At 65.7% G+C, this 20,791-nt stretch carries 22 protein-coding genes and 1 other RNA gene; 16 read left to right on the top strand and 7 right to left on the bottom strand.

Features of this window, described 5'->3' with window-relative positions:
• Window positions 1-219 precede the first annotated feature (219 nt).
• The 5 genes from cdd to AXZ77_RS16520 all read left to right on the top strand — a co-directional run bounded on the left by cdd (window position 220) and on the right by AXZ77_RS16520 (window position 4,751).
• Window positions 220-612 (top strand): cytidine deaminase, encoded by a 393-nt coding sequence (gene cdd / locus AXZ77_RS16540; RefSeq protein ID WP_098411988.1) that lies wholly within the window; start codon window positions 220-222, stop codon window positions 610-612.
• On the top strand, window positions 612-1,934 hold the full coding sequence (locus tag AXZ77_RS16535) for a thymidine phosphorylase (RefSeq protein WP_098411987.1): 1,323 nt from the start codon (window positions 612-614) through the stop codon (window positions 1,932-1,934). The genes cdd and AXZ77_RS16535 overlap by 1 nt, the downstream gene beginning before the upstream one ends.
• Entirely contained in the window at window positions 1,931-3,148 is a 1,218-nt protein-coding gene (locus AXZ77_RS16530; RefSeq protein WP_098411986.1) for a phosphopentomutase, read from the top strand. Before AXZ77_RS16535 ends, AXZ77_RS16530 begins: the two co-directional genes overlap by 4 nt.
• Window positions 3,149-3,159: 11 nt before the next feature.
• On the top strand, window positions 3,160-3,792 hold the full coding sequence (gene upp / locus AXZ77_RS16525; protein ID WP_098411985.1) for a uracil phosphoribosyltransferase: 633 nt from the start codon (window positions 3,160-3,162) through the stop codon (window positions 3,790-3,792).
• A 65-nt stretch (window positions 3,793-3,857) separates the two neighbouring features.
• Window positions 3,858-4,751, top strand: a complete 894-nt coding sequence (locus AXZ77_RS16520) for an SPOR domain-containing protein (protein WP_098411984.1) — start codon at window positions 3,858-3,860, stop codon at window positions 4,749-4,751.
• A gap of 49 nt (window positions 4,752-4,800) precedes the next feature.
• Here the strand turns inward: AXZ77_RS16520 and AXZ77_RS16515 are convergent, their stop codons facing one another.
• Together AXZ77_RS16515 and AXZ77_RS16510 are read right to left on the bottom strand one after the other, a co-directional pair.
• Window positions 4,801-5,820 (bottom strand): hypothetical protein, encoded by a 1,020-nt coding sequence (locus AXZ77_RS16515; RefSeq protein WP_083078366.1) that lies wholly within the window; start codon window positions 5,818-5,820, stop codon window positions 4,801-4,803.
• Between the two features lie 174 nt (window positions 5,821-5,994).
• Window positions 5,995-6,429 (bottom strand): DsrE family protein, encoded by a 435-nt coding sequence (locus AXZ77_RS16510; protein WP_098411983.1) that lies wholly within the window; start codon window positions 6,427-6,429, stop codon window positions 5,995-5,997.
• Window positions 6,430-6,625: 196 nt separating this feature from the next.
• Between AXZ77_RS16510 and rnpB the strand changes: the two genes are divergently transcribed.
• The 4 genes from rnpB (at window position 6,626) to rpmG (ending at window position 8,732) form a co-directional block, all read left to right on the top strand.
• Window positions 6,626-7,039, top strand: an RNA gene (gene rnpB / locus AXZ77_RS16505) — RNase P RNA component class A.
• Between the two features lie 191 nt (window positions 7,040-7,230).
• On the top strand, window positions 7,231-7,614 hold the full coding sequence (locus tag AXZ77_RS16500; RefSeq protein ID WP_078522514.1) for a DUF302 domain-containing protein: 384 nt from the start codon (window positions 7,231-7,233) through the stop codon (window positions 7,612-7,614).
• A gap of 80 nt (window positions 7,615-7,694) precedes the next feature.
• Entirely contained in the window at window positions 7,695-8,405 is a 711-nt protein-coding gene (locus tag AXZ77_RS16495; RefSeq protein ID WP_098411982.1) for a tellurite resistance TerB family protein, read from the top strand.
• Window positions 8,406-8,564: 159 nt separating this feature from the next.
• A complete protein-coding gene (rpmG, locus tag AXZ77_RS16490) occupies window positions 8,565-8,732 on the top strand; it encodes a 50S ribosomal protein L33 (RefSeq protein ID WP_011750518.1) in 168 nt (55 codons plus the stop codon).
• A gap of 416 nt (window positions 8,733-9,148) precedes the next feature.
• Here rpmG and AXZ77_RS16485 read toward each other — a convergent pair whose 3' ends face one another.
• Together AXZ77_RS16485 and AXZ77_RS16480 are read right to left on the bottom strand one after the other, a co-directional pair.
• Window positions 9,149-9,481: an AzlD domain-containing protein gene (locus tag AXZ77_RS16485; RefSeq protein ID WP_098411981.1), complete on the bottom strand. Its 333-nt coding sequence runs from the start codon at window positions 9,479-9,481 to the stop codon at window positions 9,149-9,151.
• On the bottom strand, window positions 9,478-10,224 hold the full coding sequence (locus AXZ77_RS16480; RefSeq protein ID WP_255266530.1) for an AzlC family ABC transporter permease: 747 nt from the start codon (window positions 10,222-10,224) through the stop codon (window positions 9,478-9,480). The genes AXZ77_RS16485 and AXZ77_RS16480 overlap by 4 nt, the downstream gene beginning before the upstream one ends.
• A gap of 88 nt (window positions 10,225-10,312) precedes the next feature.
• Here AXZ77_RS16480 and mobA point away from each other — a divergent pair, with 88 nt between their 5' ends.
• A complete protein-coding gene (mobA, locus tag AXZ77_RS16475; RefSeq protein ID WP_255266529.1) occupies window positions 10,313-10,915 on the top strand; it encodes a molybdenum cofactor guanylyltransferase MobA in 603 nt (200 codons plus the stop codon).
• Window positions 10,912-11,499, top strand: a complete 588-nt coding sequence (locus AXZ77_RS16470; protein WP_255266528.1) for a GNAT family N-acetyltransferase — start codon at window positions 10,912-10,914, stop codon at window positions 11,497-11,499. Before mobA ends, AXZ77_RS16470 begins: the two co-directional genes overlap by 4 nt.
• Window positions 11,500-11,579: 80 nt before the next feature.
• On the opposite strand, the gene AXZ77_RS16465 is transcribed toward AXZ77_RS16470, so the two are convergent.
• Both AXZ77_RS16465 and greA read right to left on the bottom strand, forming a co-directional pair.
• Window positions 11,580-12,626, bottom strand: coding sequence for a hypothetical protein (locus tag AXZ77_RS16465; RefSeq protein ID WP_255266527.1), 1,047 nt, complete (start codon window positions 12,624-12,626; stop codon window positions 11,580-11,582).
• Between the two features lie 57 nt (window positions 12,627-12,683).
• Entirely contained in the window at window positions 12,684-13,154 is a 471-nt protein-coding gene (greA, locus tag AXZ77_RS16460) for a transcription elongation factor GreA (protein WP_078522518.1), read from the bottom strand.
• Between the two features lie 238 nt (window positions 13,155-13,392).
• Here greA and AXZ77_RS16455 point away from each other — a divergent pair, with 238 nt between their 5' ends.
• From AXZ77_RS16455 to AXZ77_RS16445, 3 genes are all read left to right on the top strand, one after another.
• Window positions 13,393-15,039: an electron transfer flavoprotein-ubiquinone oxidoreductase gene (locus AXZ77_RS16455; RefSeq protein WP_098411979.1), complete on the top strand. Its 1,647-nt coding sequence runs from the start codon at window positions 13,393-13,395 to the stop codon at window positions 15,037-15,039.
• Window positions 15,040-15,183: 144 nt separating this feature from the next.
• A complete protein-coding gene (locus AXZ77_RS16450; RefSeq protein WP_141536298.1) occupies window positions 15,184-16,014 on the top strand; it encodes a hypothetical protein in 831 nt (276 codons plus the stop codon).
• A 32-nt stretch (window positions 16,015-16,046) separates the two neighbouring features.
• Entirely contained in the window at window positions 16,047-16,697 is a 651-nt protein-coding gene (locus tag AXZ77_RS16445; protein ID WP_098411977.1) for an acetyltransferase, read from the top strand.
• A 2-nt stretch (window positions 16,698-16,699) separates the two neighbouring features.
• On the opposite strand, the gene AXZ77_RS16440 is transcribed toward AXZ77_RS16445, so the two are convergent.
• Window positions 16,700-17,731, bottom strand: coding sequence for a DegT/DnrJ/EryC1/StrS family aminotransferase (locus AXZ77_RS16440; RefSeq protein ID WP_098411976.1), 1,032 nt, complete (start codon window positions 17,729-17,731; stop codon window positions 16,700-16,702).
• Window positions 17,732-18,016: 285 nt separating this feature from the next.
• Here AXZ77_RS16440 and AXZ77_RS16435 point away from each other — a divergent pair, with 285 nt between their 5' ends.
• Window positions 18,017-19,891, top strand: coding sequence for a tetratricopeptide repeat protein (locus tag AXZ77_RS16435; protein ID WP_141536297.1), 1,875 nt, complete (start codon window positions 18,017-18,019; stop codon window positions 19,889-19,891).
• Window positions 19,878-20,759 (top strand): 4-(cytidine 5'-diphospho)-2-C-methyl-D-erythritol kinase, encoded by an 882-nt coding sequence (locus tag AXZ77_RS16430; RefSeq protein WP_098411974.1) that lies wholly within the window; start codon window positions 19,878-19,880, stop codon window positions 20,757-20,759. The genes AXZ77_RS16435 and AXZ77_RS16430 overlap by 14 nt, the downstream gene beginning before the upstream one ends.
• The last annotated feature ends 32 nt before the right edge of the window (window positions 20,760-20,791 follow it).

Here is a 20,791-nt window from a genome sequence, read left to right as displayed (position 1 = left end):
GCGCTAAACTAATTTTTCGCGCGCGACTCTCCCGTCGTTCTAGATAGCACGAAGGGGGTGATTGCAACCCCTCCGAATTACGTTGCGGCATGAACTCCACGCGAGGCGGCGGGGTGGCGCGAGGTGAGCGCTTGCATCCGACGCAGGCGCGGCGCAGGATCGGGAGAACTCAACCGGCTGGACAAATTTTACGCTCCGGCCATGGCCCGGAGACCGCCGATGTCGTTGCTCGATTCTGCCCGTCAGGTGCGTGAAAACGCCTATGCGCCCTATTCGAAATTCAAGGTCGGTGCGGCGGTGCGCGGGGCGTCCGGCACCATCTTTAGCGGCGTGAATGTCGAGAACGTGGCCTATCCCGAAGGCACCTGTGCCGAGGCTGGCGCGATCGCCGCGATGGTGGCGGCGGGCGAGACCGAGATCACCGAGGTCGCCGTGATCGCCGACAGCCCGACGCCCGTGCCGCCCTGTGGCGGCTGCCGTCAGAAGTTGGCGGAATTCGCGCGCCACGACACGCCAGTGACGCTGGCCACGACCGAGGGCGAGCGGCTCGACACGACGGTGGGCGATCTGCTGCCCGGTCGCTTCGACATGAGCCACATGGAAAACACCTGATGGACGCCCGCAGCATTATCCAATCGGTGCGCGACGGCAAAAGCCTGAGCGCAGATCAAGCCCAATGGTTCGCGCGCGGTCTGGCCGATGGCTCGGTCTCGGACGCGCAGGCGGGGGCTTTCGCGATGGCCGTTCTGCTGAAAGGCATCGGCACGGAGGGGCGCGTCGCGCTGACGCAAGCGATGCGCGATTCCGGCGAGGTTTTGCGCTGGGACATGCCCGGCCCGGTGATTGACAAACACTCGACTGGCGGAGTGGGGGATTCCGTCTCGCTGCTGCTTGCGCCCGCGCTGGCGGCTTGTGGCTGCTACGTTCCGATGATCTCGGGGCGGGGCTTGGGCCATACCGGCGGCACGCTCGACAAGATGGAAGCGATCCCCGGCTATGACGCGACGCCCGGCATCGGAGCTTTGCGCAAGGTCGTGGGCGAGGTCGGCTGCGCCATCGTCGGCGCGACGGGCGAAATCGCCCCCGCCGACAAGCGCCTCTACGGCATCCGCGACATCTCCGGCACGGTCGAGAGCATCGACCTGATCACCGCCTCGATCCTGTCGAAGAAGCTTGCCGCCGGGCTGGAAGGGCTGATTCTCGACGTGAAGGTCGGCTCGGGCGCGTTCATGGCGCGGCCCGAGGATGCGAAGGCGCTCGCGCAGAGCCTTGTGGCCACCGCGAATGGTGCGGGCTGTAAGACCACGGCGCTGATCACCGACATGGATCAGCCGCTGGGCCATTCGGCGGGCAATGCGCTCGAGGTGATCGAGGTGATGGAGACGCTGACCGGCACCGGCGTGAACGAGGCGCTTTGGGACGTGACCGCGGCGCTGGGCGGCGAGGCACTGGTGCTCGCGGGGCTGGCCAAGGACGCGGTCGACGGAACGGCGCGGATCGACGAAGTGCTCAGCAACGGGCGCGCGGTTGAGGTCTTCGGCAAGATGGTCGCCGCTTTGGGTGGTCCGAGCGATTTCGTCGAACGCTTCCCGGATCGTCTGCCCTCGGCCCCGGTCATGCGCGCAGTGGAGGCCCCGCGCGCGGGCTTCGTCAGCCGCATCGACACGCGCGCGGTGGGCGAGGCGGTGGTGCATCTGGGCGGCGGGCGTCTGGTCGGCACCGACAAGATCAACCCCTCGGTCGGTCTGTGGGAGATCGTGGCGCTGGGCGAGGATATGGCCGCGGGCGACCCGATGGTGACGATCCATGCCGCGAATGACCGCGATGCCGACGCCGCCGAAGCCGCCCTTCTAGCCGCGATCGAATTGAGCGACGAGGCCCCCGAAGAGCCGCCGCTGATCCACGAACGGATCGGCCCGGAGGATATGCAATGAGCCGCGCCTTTCTGATCGTGATGGACAGCGTCGGGATCGGCGGTGCGCCCGATGCGGATCGCTTCTTCAATGACGGCGCGCCGGATACGGGCGCGAATACCGTGGGCCATATCGCGCAGGCCTGCGCGGAAGGGCGCGCAGAGGAAGGCCGTTCCGGTCCGCTGAATATGCCCACGCTGGCGGGACTTGGTCTGGGCGCGGGCGTGAAGCTCGCCTCGGGCGAGGATGCGCCGGGGCTCATGGCCGAGCCGACCGGGCTCTGGGGTGCGGCCACCGAGGTCTCTCCCGGCAAGGACACGCCCTCGGGTCACTGGGAGCTGGCGGGTGTGCCGGTGCCGTGGGAATGGCATTACTTCCCCGATCAGACGAACAGCTTCCCGCCCGATCTGGTCGCGAAAGCCTGCGAGATCGCGGGTACGGACGGCATTCTGGGAAATTGCCATGCCTCGGGCACGAACATCATTGAAAGTCTCGGCGACGAGCACATCCGCACCGGCTGGCCGATCTGCTACACCTCCGCCGATAGCGTCTTCCAGATCGCAGCCCATGAGGAGCATTTCGGCCTCGAGCGCCTTTTGAAGCTCTGCGAAGGGCTCGCGCCGACGCTCCATGCGATGAAGGTGGGGCGTGTGATCGCGCGACCGTTCATCGGCGAGAACGGGCAGTTCACCCGCACGCCGAACCGCCGCGATTACGCGATCCCGGCGCCGTCTCCGACGCTGCTGGACTGGGCCTATGATGCGGGCCGCGTGACCCATGCGATCGGCAAGATCGGGGATATCTTCTCGCATCGCGGCATCACCCATCTGCACAAGGGCAAGGGCGATGCCGATCTGGCCGATCACCTGATCCGGCTGGCAGATGAGGCCGAGGAGGGCTCGCTCACCTTCGCCAATTTCGTCGAGTTCGACAGCCTCTACGGCCATCGCCGCGACATCTCGGGCTATGCCCGCGCGCTGGAATGGTTCGACACGGTGGCCGCGCAATTCCTCGACCGCCTGCAACCGGGCGATCTGGCGATTTTCACCGCCGATCACGGCAACGATCCAAGCTGGCGCGGCACCGATCACACCCGCGAACGGGTGCCGGTTCTGGGCGCGGGCCCCGGTATCGGGTCGCGCAGCGTGGGCAATGTGGGCTATGTGGATCTCGCGGCCTCGCTCGCCACGCATCTGAACATTCCGGCGCAAGGGCCGGGCAAAAGCTTTCTGTGAGGGACAACACAATGAGTGACCATCTGACCGTCGTCAAACATCCGCTGGTGCAGCACAAACTGACCCTGATGCGCGAGAAGGACACGTCGACCGCGTCCTTCCGTCGCCTGCTGCGCGAGATCAGCCTGCTGCTGGCCTATGAGATCACCTCGGAGCTGGAACTGACCTCGAAGAATATCGAGACGCCGCTTCAGGAGATGGACGCGCCGATCCTCGCAGGCAAGAAGCTCGCGCTGGTCTCGATCCTGCGGGCGGGTAACGGGCTGCTCGATGGCGTGCTGGAGCTGATCCCGGCGGCGCGCGTGGGCTTCGTCGGCCTCTACCGCGACCCCGAGACGCTGAAGCCGGTCGAGTATTACTGCAAGCTGCCGAGCGAGCTCGAAGATCGTCTGACCATCGTGGTCGATCCGATGCTCGCCACCGGCAATTCCTCGGTCGCAGCGATCGACCTGATCAAGAAAAAGGGCGCGAAGAACATTCGCTTCATGTGCTTGCTGGCAGCCCCCGAGGGCGTCGCGCGCATGAAAGAGGCGCATCCGGACGTGCCGATCGTGACTGCAGCGCTTGATGAGAGGCTCGACGATCACGCCTATATCGTGCCGGGTCTGGGCGATGCGGGCGACCGGATGTTCGGCACGAAGTAAGGCCAACACCCTTTACTCAAAGGCAAACCCGTCTATCCTCCCCTTGGAAACATCAGGGGGTGGATATGCGACGGAAAGCAGGGGCGGCGGCCGGTCTGGGCGCGATTCTCACGCTGGGGCTGGGAGGCTTCGCATCGGAGTCGCAGGCGCAGCAATATGTGCCCGCCGAAATGCCCCCGGCGAGCTACACCGATCCGCAATATGTCGACAGTCAGGGCTGCGTGTTCGTGCGCGCGGATTATGGCGGGGCCGTGCGCTGGGTGCCGCAGATGAATAGCGACCGCGGCATCGTCTGCGGTCATACGCCCAGCGTGGCGCCCACCGTGCCGGTTGCGTCTGTAACCGTGGCTCCGAACCCTGCGGCCCGCGCCACGGCCGCGATGCGCGCGCCCTATTCGCCGACCCCGACCTCGCCGCCTGTGCCGCGCGATCCGTCGCGCGTGTCTCACAGCGTGAGCGTCGGTGGACTCGCCCCGGTGGTGACCCGCGCGCCCAAGCCGCAGAACGGGTGGACGACTGCGTTCGACGATGGGCGGCTGAACCCCTATCGCGGCCCGCGCACCGTCCACGGCAACGCACAGATGCGCGCGCGCTGGACCGAAGAGACGCCGATGCAGCTTCGCCCCACCGCGACGCCTGATCAGGTGTATGTCGAGGGCTCTCATCCGCCGGTGCCGAACTCCCGGATCGTGGTGGTGCCGACCGTCACCGTGTCGAGCAAATCGGTCGCCCCGGTCGGTTCGAACGGCAAGCAATATGTGCAGGTCGGCAGCTTCACCAATGTCGCGAATGTCGCGACCGCGACGAAGCGTCTGCAGGCGCTGGGCCTTCCGGTCGCGACCTCCAAGACGCAGGCGCTGACGGTGGTCTATGCCGGGCCGTTCTACGACAGCGCGAAGCTGAATTCGGCGCTGGCCTCGGCGCGTCGGGCGGGCTTCCCGGATGCGCTCGTGCGCTGAAGAGGCGTGAAGGCGCAAGACGGATCAAGCGGCCCTTCGGGGCCGTTTTTCATTGCGCCGAGCAGATGTCCTGCAGCGCCACCCATTGCGCATCTTCCAGAACCGGCTTCGGCGCGGGTTGGCCCTTGAACGGGTCGGCCTCGATCAGGCCCAGCACCGACTCTCCGGTCGGGTCGAGCGCGTAGGCATAGGGCGTCGCGCTGACCCCGGCATCGCGGAAGGCGCGCAGCAGCGTGTCGCCATCGGCCCGCGCCGGGGGATGCTGCAGCAGGTCCTGCGCGTATTCGGCCAGCCCGCTCTCGGGAAGATCGCCCGTTGTCAGCAGCCGCAGCGCAGCCGCGGGGCCGAGACGGTCGAGCATCCGATGCAGCGGGCGCCCTCCGGCGGCGCTGTTCTGCGCGGCGATGATGTAGCCCGCGACGACCTCGGGCGTATCCGGCCCGTCGATCGTGTCGCGTCCGACCACGGTCATCCCGCCCGGCAGCAGCCGCGCCCCTTCGAGCGCCTGCGGCAGGACCGCAATGACCGATTGTCCGGGCAGCCGCTCCGCCAGCGCGGACAGGGCGCGATCGCCGCCGGGGCTGTGACAGGCCGAGCCGGTCATCTTCACCATCTCGGAGAGCAGCTTGCGGCCGATCTCGACGCGTTTCGCTTGCGGCGCGACGCGCGCGGCATGATCGACCAGCGCCGAGGGCAGCCAGAACAGCGCCACGGCGCCAACTGCCAGCAGCACCGCCCCGATGAGCACGCCGCGCAGCCGCCCCGGATGCGGGCGCTTTGCCTCGATCATCGCATGGACCTTCTCGATCGCGGCGATCATCGTCTCGTCTTCGATCTCGAGCTCTTCGCCCGGCTCCTCGGAGGGGGCGAAGATCGCGGGGCGTTTGCCGGGATTGCGGCGATGCATGGCCGGCAGTGACCAATGCGCGAGCGCCGTGCCGGAGCGCGCCTCCGACAGCACAAGCGTCGCGTCGCCCAGCGAGAGGATCACCTCGCGGCGCTGCGCGTCCGCATCGGGACGCCATATACCGATCGCCTCGAGGCGTTCATATTCGGAGAGGGCGGTCATGCGGGCCCGTTTCTGCTCTTGTTTGTCAAGAGGATAGCCGATCCTGCCCGGGGGTCAATCACACAGCCCCGCGTGGAACGAAGCCGCCCCGCACGAGATACCGTGCGGGGCGAGTTGGGTCGCAATTCAAGTCGAAGCGCGCGGAAAGCGAAGCGCCGCCCGCGCGGTCGTCCGTCAGGGCCGCAGATAGGCGTAGCCATCGCGTTGCAGGTCGACGAGATAGGCTGCGCCGGAGGGGACGATTTCCGCCTCTTCGACCATCGGAGGCTCCTTCCCGAGCTTCTTGGTCATCGCCGCGAGCGTGTTGGCGCAGGCGCGGAAATGGATCGGCTGACCCAGCATCGCCATTTCCTCGACGCGGGCTTTCACCGGCGAGGTGTCGGCGCGCAGCATGTTGAGGCCCGGCCCGTAGGTGACCAGCTCGATCTGGACGTCTTCGCCTTGGTCTTTGTAATATTTGATCATGTTGAGCGCGTTGTTCAGCGCCATGTTCATGACTTTTGCGTCGGAGCTGTTCACCTGAATGGCGATCTTCTCGGTCGCCAGTGCGGGCACGGCCCAAACCATCGCCGCGAGCGCAAGCCCGAGGCGGAGTCCTCCCTTTACCATCGTGATCTCCCTTTCACTTCATGGACGACCAGCGTCAACGTGCCGCAGTCGAAAAGCAAGAGATTGCACGGATCGCTCCCGAAATTTCACGGCCTCGTGATGCGAGGAGCCGCTTCTTGGCTTAAGAAAAGCCCCCCGCGGCGTGTGCGCAGGGGCGATTGACCGCGCGGGGGCGAGTGTCTATCTGCTGCCTTGCGCGGATGGCTGGATGGCCGCGAGTTCCCGTAGCCCCGTGAATGCGGGTAGCCGGGGGCCCGAGGAAAGTCCGGACTCCATGAAGCAACGGTGCCGGGTAACGCCCGGGCGGGGAAACCCGACGGAAAGCGCCACAGAAAACAGACCGCCTCGGTTTCGGCCGGGGTCAGGGTGAAACGGTGGGGTAAGAGCCCACCGCGGGACTGGTAACAGGACCGGCACGGCAAGCCCCACCGGGAGCAACGCCGAATAGGGATCGCGCGCTGCGCCGCTTGCGGTGACGGCAGGGGAGCTTCGCCCCGAGCGGTCCGGGTTGGCAGCTAGACCCTGTGAGCAATCGCAGGGCGAGAGGAATGGTCATCCATGGGGGCGCAAGCCTCCGGGACAAAATCCGGCTTACAGGCCATCCGCGCAAATTCTTCTTCAGCTTCAAGATCGAGGGCAAGGAACAAGCCCCCGCCCGCACGGGTTCCCGCCACTGCGGCACAGTGAGCGCGCATTGAAGCACAGGCCTCTCCATGATCGTGACTTGCGTTTCGCATCGAATTGGCCACGCTCGACGCAAAGGCGCGAACAGCCGAGACCAACTAGGGGAGAGAGATTGCCATGGGCTATACGATCGACAAGGTGATGACCGGGGCATTCGACGAGGTCGAGGCGAAAGTGCGCGAGGCGCTGGCCGAGGCGGGCTTCGGCGTGCTGACCGAGATCAACGTGTCCGCCACGATGAAGGCCAAGCTCGACAAGGACATGCCGCGCTACAAGATCCTCGGCGCCTGCAACCCGAAGCTTGCCTATGAGGCGATCGGCGTCGCGCCGCGGATCGGGGCGATGCTGCCGTGCAATGTGGTGCTGCGCGAGGTGGAGGACGGGATCGAGGTCAGCGCCGTCGATCCCGTGGCCTCGATGCTCGCGGTCGAGAATGACGATCTCACCGAGGTCGCGAGCCAGGTGCGCCAGATGCTCGCCGACGTGGTTGCCAAGCTGTAAATCGCGTGAGTTTTTCCTAGCCAAGCGCGTCCCCGCGCGCGAAGCTGTCGCAACAGGAATCCGCATTTCGGGGGAATGATATGAGCTTCGTGAAGACATTGGCTACGCTCGCGGTGGGTTTCGCCGCCGCCAAGGGCGTGGAGCGTTTCAACAAGATGGGCGGCCTCGACGGTATGAAGGACGCGCTCGGCAAGGCGGGCGAGCCCGGCGGTATGGGCGACCAGATGGGCGAGTGGGCCGAGAAGATGGGCATGCCCGGCGGCAAGGAGACCGTGCGCGGTCTCTTCGGCCAGTTCGGCTCTCAGGCGGCCTCCGCGACGGCGGCTACCGAGGCGGGGCTTGGCGCGCTGATCGGAGCCATGACCGGCGCCGCGAAAACGGGCGCGGGCAATATCTCGGAGATGCTCGGCGCCGTGACCTCCGGCACGCCGGTCAACGCGATGATGGAAGATCAGGCCAAGCTGATGATCCGCGCGATGATCCAGGCCTCGAAGGCTGATGGCGAGATCGACGAGACCGAGCGCCAGACCATCCTCGATCACCTGTCCGACGCCTCCGACGAGGAGATCGCCTTCGTGAAATCCGAACTCGACGGCCCGATCGACATCACCGCTCTGGCCAATGCCACCTCGGACCACATGAAGTCGCAGGTCTATTCCGCAGCGCTTCTGCCGATCACCGTCGATACCGAGGCGGAGAAGCAATATCTGGCGAATCTCGCCGCGGCGCTGGGCCTCGAGACGGAGAAAGTCGCCCAGATTCACGAGACGATGGGCAAGCCGCTGATCTGAGCGGAAAAGGGCGTCACCGCTTTATGAGCCGCGGGCGAAGAATTTTCAGCCTGCGGCCCGGTTTGCCGGTTGACTCCGCATCGCGCATCGCTAAAAGGCGGGCTTCAAGGATTCCGCGGGTGCGTAGTTTTTTCGATGCCCGGAGCTAGGAGATAAACAATGGCGAAGCCGACGACGATCAAGATCCGTCTGAACTCGACGGCGGGCACCGGGCACTTCTATGTGACCAAGAAGAACGCCCGCACCATGACCGAAAAGATGACCGTGAACAAATACGATCCGGTCGTGCGCAAGCACGTCGAATACAAGGAAGGCAAGATCAAGTAAGATCGCCTGACCTTGACGGTTAGAAGGCCGTGCCTCCGGGCACGGCCTTTTTCTTTTTGGGCTGGAAACTCGCTGCCCGGATCAGCCGCGAAGCGGCCCGGGCCGCACCCGACCTCCCCCCGGGGAGGGCGCATTGGCGATGTCGTCGCGGGTATAGCTGTCCTGCGGGCTTGCGAGATAAAACGCTTAACCACAAGCGTTGCAAAGCGCCCACCCGAGGTGGGGCGCGGCCCTCTGTAGGCTTAAGACGGAGATAGTGGGGTTTCCCCGGCGCATTGCTCGCGCAATCCGCGTTCGCCACTTCGGTGGCTCCACTGGAGCCCCCGATCTGCGCCTTCAGAAATCGCGCACCGGCGCCTCCACGGTCGGTGCGTTCGCCGCGGAGGGCTTCCACTGGAAGCCCTCCGAGACGCGGCTCACCCCACCAGCCAAAGCGACAGGTAAAGCGCGGCGAGCCCGCTGAGAATCGCCCACAGAGTGTTGCGCGTGGCGATGCCCACGCCCAGCGTCGCGAAGGCGGCGATCATTCGCGCGGGGTCGGTCTCGCCGCCCGTGCCCGCGGGCCACAGCACCAGCGGCGCCACAAGCCCCGGCAGGACCGCGACCGGCGTGTAGCGCAGATAGCGCAGCGCCCATTCCGGCAGTTGCCGGTCGCCGAGAAAGCCCATGAAGGAATAGCGCAGGAAGAACGTGCCGATCCCCAGCGCGATGATGACTCCCCAGACCAGGGCGTCCGAATACCCGTTCATTCCCGCACCGCCTTTCTACGCGCGACCCAAAGCTCGACCTGCGCCCCCGTCACCATTGCGGCGACCGCAGCGATCATCAGCCCCACGCCCGAAGGCAGGAAGCTCAGCGCCAGTGCGCCGACGACCGAGACCGCCGCCGCGGCGACATGGGCGAGCGTGCGCAGCGCCGGCCCGATCATCGCGAGGAAGGTGATCGGCACCGCGAAATCGAGCGCGAATTCCGGCGGGATCTTCGCGCCCACCAGCGCGCCGACCAGCGTCGCCACATACCAGTTCGGGCAGACCGGGGTGCAGACGCCCGCGTAATAGGCCAGCTTCTCTGCGCGGCTCATCTCGGGCTCGGCCTCGTATTGGTTGGCCGCCATCGCATAGGCCTGATCGACCATGAAATAGGCCACCAGCGCCTTCTGCCATATCTTCGCCTTGCCGAAATGCGGGGTCAGCGCCGCCGAATACATCGCCATGCGCAGATTGACCGCGAGCGAGGCCGCGAGGATCAGCAGAACCGGCGCGTGATCGCCCATCAATTGCAGCGCGGTGAACTGCGCAGCCCCTGCGATGACCATCACCGAGAAGCCCATGACCTGCGCCAGATCGAGCCCGGCATTGGTCGCCGCCACGCCGAACAGCAGCCCGAAGGGCACGATCACCAGAAGGAACGGCAGGCCATGCCGAAATCCGCGCCAATAGGCGGCTCGGATCGTGCCTTTCGGGGGCGTCCCGTTCGCGGTCATGTCCGACATGATGCTTGTCTCCCGTTCTCAGTTGCGGGACAGATAGGGAAGGATGCGGGCAAAGGCAAAGCGCGCGATTGTATTGGAGGCAATCATCTTGACCGCTGGCGAAGATGTCGGGCCGCGTGTGGTCGCGGTGATCCTTGCGGGCGGGCAGGGGCGGCGCATGGGCGGCGTCGACAAGGCGATGATGATGCTCGCCGGACGTCCGCTGTTTGCCCATGTCGCAGCCCGGATCGGCCCGCAGGTGGCCCGGCTCGCGATTTCCGCCAATGGCGCGGCGCTGCGATTCGCCCCGATCCCCGTGCTGCCCGATACGCCCCAGCGGCGCGGCGAGGGGCCTCTGGCGGGGCTCCTGAGTGCGCTCGACTGGGCGGCAGAGCAGGGCGCGCAGAGGCTGCTCAGCGTGCCCGTCGATACGCCCTTCCTGCCCCATGATCTGGTCGCGCGGCTCAACGCCCCTGGCGGTGCGGCCTATGCCGCCTCGGGTGGCCGCGATCATCCGAGCGTGGCGCTGTGCCCGGTCGAAGATCGCGCGCGCATCGCAGAGCTGTTCGCCTCCGGAGAGCGGCGCTTGCGCGCGGCCTTCCCGGACGCGGCGCGGGTGGAATTCGAGGGCCACCCCGACCCGTTCACCAATCTCAACACGCCGGAAGATCTGGCAGCGGCGGCCGCGCATCTGGCGGAGGCGACACGGTGACTCAGGTGTCGATCCGGCACGGGCTCGCACGCGAGCATCGCACCGCTGCGGCGGGGCTCTACTGGCAGGCCTTCGGCGGCAAGCTCGGGCGCGTGATGGGCCCCGAGCCGCGTGCCCTGGGCTTTATCGCCGACGTAATCGACCCCAGCCACGCGCTCTCGGCGCTCGATGGCAACGGCGCGCTTGTGGGCGTGGTCGGGTTCCGCACCCATCGCGGCTCTTTCGTCGGCGGAAGCTGGTCCGATCTGCGCAGCCATTACGGGCGCAGCGGCGGGCTTTGGCGCGGGGCTTGCCTGCATCTTCTCGCGCATGACCTGCCCGCGGGCGGGATGATGGTCGACGGGATCGCGGTGCGGCCCGAGCTGCGCGGGGCTGGCATCGGGCGCGCGCTGATCGAGGCGCTGTCCCATGAGGCGCGCAGGCGCGGCTATGCGGCGCTCTGCCTCGACGTGATCGACGAGAACCTGCGCGCACGCGCCCTGTATCAGCGGCTGGGCTTCGAGGTCACGGGGCGGCGCACGTCACGGCTGACGCGGCTCGTCTTCGATTTCCGTTCGGTGCAGTTGATGCGCCGCGCGCTGTGAAGGCTCTGCCGCCGCCGCGCCCATTCGTATTGGCCAAAATATCCCGGGGGTGAGGGCGAAGCCCGAGGGGGCTGGCCCCCTCAGTCGAAACTGCCGGTGACGCGCCCCAGAAGCATGAAGGCGCGTGCGGTGCGGGTCTCGGCCATCTCGGCGATGTCCTGATCCGACGCATTCTTCTCGAATTCCGCGAAGGTGCGGTCGAACTGGCGCAGGAAGTGATGCGCCACGTCGCGGAAGATCGTGTCGCCGCGCATCCGGCCTGCGCTGAGCGCGAGCGACGAGCGGTCGCGAATGCCGCCGAGGCTGGTGATCTCGCGCCCGCGCTCGCCTTGTGCGAAGCGACGCCACAGCTCGGGCCGGGCGCGGTCGGGCTTGAGGTCGTCCATGTAGATGCCGTCCTGCGCGAGCAGGTTCAGCACGTCCTGCGCCGAGCGCAGCAGCTTTGCCGTGGCGCGGTCCTCGAGGGCGCGGCGCAGCGCGCGGAAGCCCTCGGTGTCGTCGGGCGAATCCGGGAAGTTCAGGGCGCGGACGAAATCGGCGACCGAGAGTGGCGCACGCAGCTCCTCGGCGGGGGTGCCGAGCGCCAGCATCGGTTCGCTGTCATCGGGTCGCGGCGGGGGCGGTGCGACCAGCGCCGCCTTGCGATCGGCCGAGGGCTGGCTCGCCTGCACGTCGCGGCGCGAGGCGAAGGTCGCGATCGTGGTCTCGGCCTGCCGGGCCACGGCGGCGATCTCGTCGAGCTTCTTCTCGACATTCTGATCGGTGCGCAGCGCCTGCTGATTGAGCCATGCCGTGCGCATCGCTTCGATGGATTGCTTGAGGGCGGCGGTCTCGGCGCGCATCTCGCGGGTGGCGCGGGCCGTTACGGCGGCGACCCAGATCATCACGATCGGCACTGCCATCCCGACGACGAGGCTGACGGTGGCGAACAGCGATGCGGCGCGCGCGATCCCCGGGGCGAAGAACCAGAAGGCCACGACCATGAGGACCCACAGGAGGCTCAGCCCCAGCGCGATCCATTCGGGCGCGCCGGGATATCGCGTCTTGAGGCGTGGACGACCGGCAGGCGGTTGTGGTCCGCCGGGCATGGCGAACCGGTCCTTGTCCTGCTCTGCGGGTCCTTCCATTCAGGCTCTCCGTCAGTGGCGCGCGGTGAAATGCTCACCGCACAGGGGACGACCGCGTCAGGCGAAAACGATCTTGAGGATTTCGTAAGCCTTGTCGCCACCCGGCGTGCGAACCTCGACCGAGTCGCCCTCGTCCTTGCCGATCAGCGCACGCGCCAGCGGCGATTTCATGTTGAGCTTGCCCTTCTCCAGATCGGCCTCGGGCTCGCCGACGATCTGGTAGGTCTTCTCTTCGTCGGTGTCCTCGTCGACGATGGTGACGGTCGCGCCGAATTTGACGGCGCCCGACATCTTCGACGGGTCGATCACCTCGGCCCGGCCCAGAAGCCCTTCGAGCTCCTTGATCCGGCCTTCGATAAAGCCCTGCTTCTCGCGTGCCGAATGGTATTCGGCATTCTCCGAGAGGTCGCCCAATTCCCGCGCTTCCGCGATCGCAGCAATGATCGCGGGCCGCTCTTCGGACTTGAGCTTTTTCAATTCTGTATTGAGCGCGTCGAAACCCGCGCGCGTCATCGGTTGTTTGTCCATGGAAGGCTCCCGAATTCGGAACTGTCCCCAATTCAGGGCATCTAAATCTGCTCTGACCCCCGGAAGTCAAGTGGACAGCGCGATTTTCGCGGCGATTTGCCGATCTTGCCGCTCTTTGGGAGTGGCTGCAATTTGGCGCAAGATTGTTGCGCGGCATCGCAGCGTAACAATTGCCTCGTTACGCGAGGTAGGCTAGGCAGGACGCCAGCTAGGACGACCAGCAAGGGGTTCGACAGACATGACCGACGTGACGCGCGAGTCGATGGAATATGATGTGGTGATCGTGGGCGCGGGGCCTGCAGGGCTTTCGGCGGCGATCCGTCTCAAGCAGATCGACCCGGAGCTCGAGGTCGTCGTGCTCGAGAAGGGCTCGGAAGTGGGCGCGCATATCCTGTCGGGCGCGGTGCTCGACACCAGCGGTTTGGATCAGCTGATCCCCGACTGGAAGGACAAGGGCGCGCCGATCACCGTGCCGGTCAAGAAGGACAATTTCTACATGCTGGGCGAGGCCGGGGCGATGCGCATCCCGAACTGGCCGATGCCGCCCTTGATGTCGAACCACGGCAAATACATCGTCTCGATGGGCAATGTCTGCCGCTGGATGGCCGAACAGGCCGAAGGTCTGGGCGTCGAGATTTTCCCCGGCATGGCCGCTTCGGAAATCGTCTGGGACGGCGATCGCGTCGCCGGTGTCGTCGCGGGCGAGTTTGGCAAGGAAGCCGATGGCACGGAAGGCCCGGGCTACGAGCCGGGCATGGAGCTGCGCGGCAAATACGTGATGATCGCCGAGGGCGTGCGCGGCTCGCTCGCCAAGGTGGTGATGGAGAAGCACAACCTCTCCGACGGTCACTGCCCGCAGAAATTCGGCCTCGGCATGAAAGAAATCTGGGAGATCGATCCGGAAAAGCACCGCGAAGGCACCGTGACCCACACGATGGGCTGGCCTCTGGGCGGTAACGCTGGCGGCGGGTCGTTCATCTACCACCTTGAGAACAATCAGGTCTATGTCGGCTTCGTGGTGCACCTGAACTACGAGAACCCGCACCTCTACCCCTACATGGAATTCCAGCGCTTCAAGCATCACCCGATGGTCGCGGAACTGCTCGAAGGCGGCAAGCGCGTGGCTTATGGCGCGCGGGCGATCTCGGAGGGCGGCTGGCAGTCGATCCCGAAACTGACCGTGCCGGGCGCGGTGCTGCTGGGCTGCTCTGCGGGGCTCGTGAACGTGCCGCGCATCAAGGGCAACCATAACGCGATGCTGTCGGGCATCGCTGCGGCGGAAGCTGCGGCGGAGGCCATCAAGGGCGGGCGTTCGGGCGATGAGCTGACCGAATACGAAGCCGATCTGCGCTCGGGCCCGATCGCGAATGACCTCAAGAAGGTCCGCAACGTGAAGCCGATGTGGTCGAAATGGGGGATGATCCCCTCGCTCGTCCTCGGCGGGCTCGACATGTGGACCAATGACCTCTTCGGCTTCTCGCTGTTCGGCACGCTCAAGCATGGCAAATCGGATGCGAAATCGACCGGCGAGGCGAGCAAGTTCAAGCCGATCGACTATCCCAAGCCCGACGGCAAGCTGAGCTTCGACCGCCTGACCAATGTCAGCTTCTCCTTCACCAACCATGAAGAGAGCCAGCCCTGCCACCTGAAGCTGAAGGATCCGTCAGTCCCGATCTCGGTGAACCTGCCGAAATATGACGAGCCCGCACAGCGCTACTGCCCGGCGGGCGTCTACGAGGTGGTCGGCGAGGGCGACGACGCGAAGTTCCAGATCAACTTCCAGAACTGCGTCCACTGCAAGACCTGCGACATCAAGGATCCGAGCCAGAATATCAACTGGACCACCCCGCAGGGCGGCGACGGACCGAACTACCCGAACATGTGATCGCGAAAGGGGCCTGCGGGCCCCTTTTTGTACCGGACTCTGGGAAGGCCGCATATGCCGACGCAAACCCCGACTGGCTCGTTTCCGACCCGGCCGATCGTCGTGGTCTGTCGCCCCTTCGACGAGAACAGCGGGGGGCAGATCGTGCTCCACGCGCTGATCGACCGCATGCGGAGTCTCGGCGTCGACGCCTATGCGAGTCAGCCCTACAAGACCTACCGGTCCCTGCGCCCCGCATGGCTTGGCGCGTTGAAGCGCTGGAACTATCGTCGGAAGCTGCCGGACTTCGCCGCGCATGAGAGCATGGATGTGCCCATGGCCTCCGATGCGGTGCTTGACGATGCGATCGTTGTCTATCCGGAGACGGTCAGGGGCAATCCGCTCGAAGCCGAGCGCGTGGTCCGCTGGCTGCTGAACCGCCCCGGCCTGTTGGGCGGCAATGAGACCCTCGATCCGGGCGAAGAAGTCTTCTTCTATCAGGAAGCCTTCGCCGAGGGTGTGGCCCCGGTTGCCCCCGATCGTCTACTGCGTGTGCGGTGGTTGCGCGAGGACGTCTATCGCGACGAAAATCGCCCGCGTTTCGGCAGTTGCCGGATGATCCGGAAGGGAACGGACACGCTCTCGCAAATCCCGGAAGGCGACCGCGCGATTCCGCTCGACGGTCTCAGTCACCAAGAAATCGCCGAGGTTTTCAACAAGACCGAGGTTTTCTACTGCCACGACCTCTACACGATGTATGCCTATTACGCGGCGCTGGCGGGCTGCGTGCCGGTGGTCGTTCCGCGTCCCGGCTTGAGTGCGGAGGATTGGCGGGAAGGCTTCGAGTTGAAGCACGGGGTCGCTTATGGTGAGGAGGAGATCGACTGGGCGCGCGCGACGCGCGATCAGTTGATTGCCGACATGGCAGCGGCCAAAGAGCAGGAAACCGAGAATGTCTTGCGCTTTCTCGCTATTCTGAAAGAGCGCTTCGGCTGATCGCGCCCGGCTTCGAGGAGGAATTTGTGCCCATGCGAAACATCGTGATCTATGGCTGCGGCGGGTTCGGGCGCGAAGTCCTTCAGGTGATCCATGCGATCAATGCGGAGGCTCCGACCTGGAACGCGCTCGGCTTTGCGGTCGATCCCGGCATTGAGCATCCGGAGACGGTCCACGGGCTGCCGGTCTCCTCTGACCTGTCCAGCTTCGGATACGACCCGTTACCGGATGTCGTCATTGCGATTGGGGCTCCGGCTGCACGCAAGGACATTGCGACCCGCTTGGGTGCGCGCGGACACGCTTTTCCGGCGCTGGTACATCCGAGGGCGTGGCTCGGTGAAAACGTTCGTCTGAGCGACGGCGTCGTCATTTGCGCAGGCGCCTGCCTGACGACCGATATCGCGCTGTCCGATCACGTTCACATCAATCTCAGCGCGACGGTCGGGCATGATGTGGAAATCGGGGCCTTCTCGACGATCAGCCCGGGGGCGAATATCTCGGGCAATGTCCGCTTGGCGGAGGAAGTCGAGATCGGCACCGGGGCGAGCATCATTCAACGCATCCCCGTCGGCCGGGCTTCGGTGATCGGCGCAGGGGCTGCGGTCGTCCGGGCGATTCCCGAAAACAGTGTCGCGGTGGGTGTCCCCGCGAAGGTTATCCAGACCCGGAGCGATCCCGCCTGAGCTCAGAGCAGGCGCTCGATCGCCTCCCGCAAAGCCCGGTCGCTCAGCAGGGCGACATCGGGATGCGTCGGGATGTTGACGAGATTGCGATACAGCTCCGTCGTCTTCGGCAGGTCAGCCAGCGGTTTGTAATATTTTCCGAAGGTCAGCTGCTTGCTGTCCAAGATCGTTTCCAAAGGGATTTCCGTCTGTCCAAGATAACCCCAGCTCATGGCGGGCGCGCCGATGTTGAACGGCGTCAAAGGGCGCAGGCCAAGCTCGCGCGCAATGTCATGCACGCGCTCGGCCTGCTCGAAATACTCTTTCTCCCAAGTGTCGACCCGCTCGAGGCGGTCGATCAGAAAGGCGCAGGAAATATCGGAAATCTTGCCGTTGTTCACCCAACAAGACGGCTCCGCTGGAACCGCCCCGTAATTGATCAGGCTGTAGAACTCTTCGGATAGCTCCGCGGGTGTAATCGCAAGACCACCTTCACCCATGCCATAAGGCTTGGTGTGGTGCAGGCTGAGCGCCTGCCACGGCCAATCGGGCAAGTCGCGGCTGATCCCCGCCGCGTTATCCAGAAGCAGGAATTTCCCGTTGGCCTTGGCGTATTCGATATAGGCGGAGAAGTCCCGATGAAGACCGAACGGGTTCACGACGACGAGCCCGTCGAAACTGTCTTCGGGAAGCGCCTTCAACTGATCCAGGTCGAGAAGCCCCTGATCGTCACAATCGACGAAGCGCATATCGGCGAAGTGGCCGCGTCCCAGGTTCTGAAAGCTGAACGCGGAGCCGACCCATCGCAGCGCGCGCCCCTCGCGCAGCGCCAGAAGCTTGGCCATTGCTTCCAATGCAACTCCGGCGTTCGCGCAAGGGGTGACGGCGGTTTCCGACCCCAAGCTGAAATGCGCCCCAAACGACTCCGCGAGCTTTCGGTACAGGGGGCCGCGGTTCGCCCAGCTATTTTCACGCCTGCACAGGTCGAGCAAAGCGGACACACGAGTCATGTCGGGTGACTTGGCATTGATGAACTTGACTGGGCTATCGGTCACGAGGCGATCGCCTTTTCAACGCTGGGAGAATTTATCATGCAGATCGTTAAACCTAAAGTTGTTGGATCTGCAAATGGTAGATGCGCATAGCCTCCGGGCCTGCTGCGGTCTCCTCGTCTTGCTCGAAGGTGCGATTGAGTATTCGCGCGCGTCTGTTTTCCGTCAATTCCCTCATCACAACGCCGTGTCTGTGCAGGCGGCTTCCCGCGTGCGGTGGTACGGCTCATTGTAATGCCCGCATCGCGCCGTTACGCTCGATTTCAACCCGAATGAGAGGACCGTTTCGTGTCGAGTTTGAAGACCCCGCTGCGCCTTGCGCTCTTCGCCCTCTTGATGGGCTCCACCGCGCCTATGCCGCTGCTGGCACAGGATGCGCCCAAGGCGGGCAGCGCCGAAGATGCGGCGCAGGCCGCCGATGACGTCGCCGCGAAAGGCGATGCTGCCGACACCGCGAATGACCCGAGCCCGGCAGAGGCGGGGGCTTATCTCGCCGCGCGCATCGCGTCGCAGCAATTCGATTTCGCCGAGGCTGCGCATTACTACCGTCAGTTGATGGCCAGCGGCGATACCAGCGGCGCGACCGCGGAAGCGACGCTCGTCTCCGAGATCGCGATCGCCGATTTCGACCGCGCCACGCCGCTTGCGCAGCAGATGGTGGAGGCCGGGACCGGCAGCCAGATCGCGGCGCTCACCGCGCTGGCGGCCGATGCGCATGACAAGAACTGGACCGGGGCGCTCGCGCTTCTCGACAGCGGCGCCGATCCCGGGCCGCTCGTGGGCGGTCTGACCAAGGCCTGGGCGCTGGCGGGCGACGGCAAGATGTCCGACGCCTCCGCCGCGTTCGACGAGGTTGGCAAGCAGCAGGGCCTCGCGGCCTTCGCGGGCTTCCACAAGGCGCTCGCGCTGGCGCTGGTCGGCGATTACGAAGGCGCCGATGCGATCCTGAGCGGCGAGCATGGCGAGAAGATCACCTCGACCCGGCGCGGCGTTCTGGCCCATGTGGAAGTGCTCTCGCAGCTCGAGAAGAACAAAGAGGCGCTGAAGCTGATCGAGGATCGCTTCGGTAAGGATCTCGATCCGCAGCTGAAAGATATCCGCAAGAAGCTGGAGGCGGGCGACACGCTGCCCTTCGACGTCGTGCGCAACGCGTCCGACGGCGTGGCGGAGGTCTATTACTCGGTCGCGCAGGCGCTGATCGGGGATGCGCCCGACACGTTCACGCTGGTGCATTCGCGGCTGGCGAACATGATCCGGCCCGACATGGATGATGCGACGCTGCTGACCGCGTCGATGCTCGACCAGCAGGGCCAGTACGATCTTGCCATCGAAGCCTATGCCGACATCAAGCCCGACAGCCCGATCTACCACGCTGCCGAGATCGGACGCGCGGAATCGATGGTGCGCGCGGGCCGCAACGATGCGGCGATCGAAGTGCTCGAGAACCTGTCGCGCAGCCGTCCCAATCTCGTGGGCGTCTGGACCGCGCTCGGCGATACGCTGCGCCGCGAGAGCCGCTTTGCCGAGGCTGCGAAAGCCTATGACAAGGCGATCGATCTGCTCGGCCAGCCCGAGCCGAAGGACTGGTTCGTCTGGTATTCGCGCGCCATCGCGCAGGAACGCTCGGGCAATTGGGACGAGGCCGAGAAGGGCTTCCGCGAGGCGCTGCGCCTCTCGCCCGATCAGCCCTCGGTGCTGAACTATCTGGGCTATTCCTACGTGGACAAGGGCGAGAATCTCGACGAGGCGCTCGACATGATCCGCAAGGCCGCAGCCGAGCGTCCCGATGCGGGCTTCATTATCGACAGCCTCGGCTGGGCGCTGTTCAAGCTTGGCCATTATCAGGAGGCGGCCCAGAAGATGGAGCGCGCCGTGGAGCTCGAGCCGCGCGATCCGCTGCTCAATGACCACTTGGGCGATGTGCTCTGGGCCGTGGGGCGTCAGCGCGAGGCGAAATTCCAGTGGCGCCGCGCGTTGTCCTTCGCGACCGACGATGCGGAGACCACCGAGGAGCTCGATCCCGACGCGATCCGCCGCAAGATCGAGGTGGGGCTGGACCAGCTGCGCAAGGAGCAGGGTCTGCCGCCGCTCGAGGATAAGGGCCCGAGCAAGGATTCGGCTCAGGCTGCCCCCGAAACGCCCGCGAGCGATGCGAATAATTGACGCCTTCGCGCCGGCGAAGATCAACCTGACGCTCCATGTCATCGGCCAGCGGGCCGATGGCTATCACCTGCTCGACAGTCTCGTGGCCTTCGGGCCGATGGGAGACCGGCTGGTGCTGCGCGAGAGCGACGCGCTTTCGCTCAGCGTGGCTGGACCGGAGGCGGCGGGCGTGCCTGCCGATCCATCGAACCTCGTGCTGAAGGCGGCAGCCCTCCTGTCGCGCCCGGCGGGGCAGGGGGCCGAGATCCATCTCGACAAGCATCTGCCGCCCGCCTCGGGCATCGGCGGAGGATCGTCGGACGCGGCGGCTGCGCTGCGCGCGCTGGCTGCGCTTTGGGGCCAGCCCCTTCCGGCAGAGACCGCACAGCTTGGGGCAGACGTGCCGATGTGCCTGACGCCGCAGCCCCAGCGCGTGCGCGGTATCGGCGAGACGCTCGACCCCGTTGCCCTGCCGCCGCTGCCCGCGCTTCTGGTTAATCCGCGCGTGGAGGTGCCGACGCCTGCGATCTTCAAGGGGCTCGATTCGAAGGACAATCCCCCGATGCCGGAGGCGCTTCCGAGTTTCACTGGCGCGCCCGATTGCATCGACTGGCTCGCGACCCAGCGCAACGACCTGCAGGCTCCTGCCATCGCCTCCGCCCCGGTGATCGGGGAGGTTCTGGACGGGCTCATGACGCTGCCCGGCTGCCGCCTCGCGCGGATGTCGGGCTCGGGCGCCACCTGTTTCGCGCTGTTCGAAACGCTGGAGGGCGCGCAGGCTGCCGAGGCGATGCTGGCCCAACGTCGCCCCGACTGGTGGCACGCGTCCGGCATGCTCGGCGATCAGACGCAAAAGGCGCAGCCCCAAAGCCGCGCCTCTTCTTCTTGACCCAAATATCCCGGGGGGAGCCCGCAGGGCGG

Origin of the sequence: Thioclava sp. ES.031 (genome assembly GCF_002563775.1) — a bacterium.
Lineage (GTDB): Bacteria > Pseudomonadota > Alphaproteobacteria > Rhodobacterales > Rhodobacteraceae > Thioclava.
The sequence above is the reverse complement of the archived record's forward strand: the minus strand, read 5'-3'. Positions and strand labels throughout refer to the sequence as shown.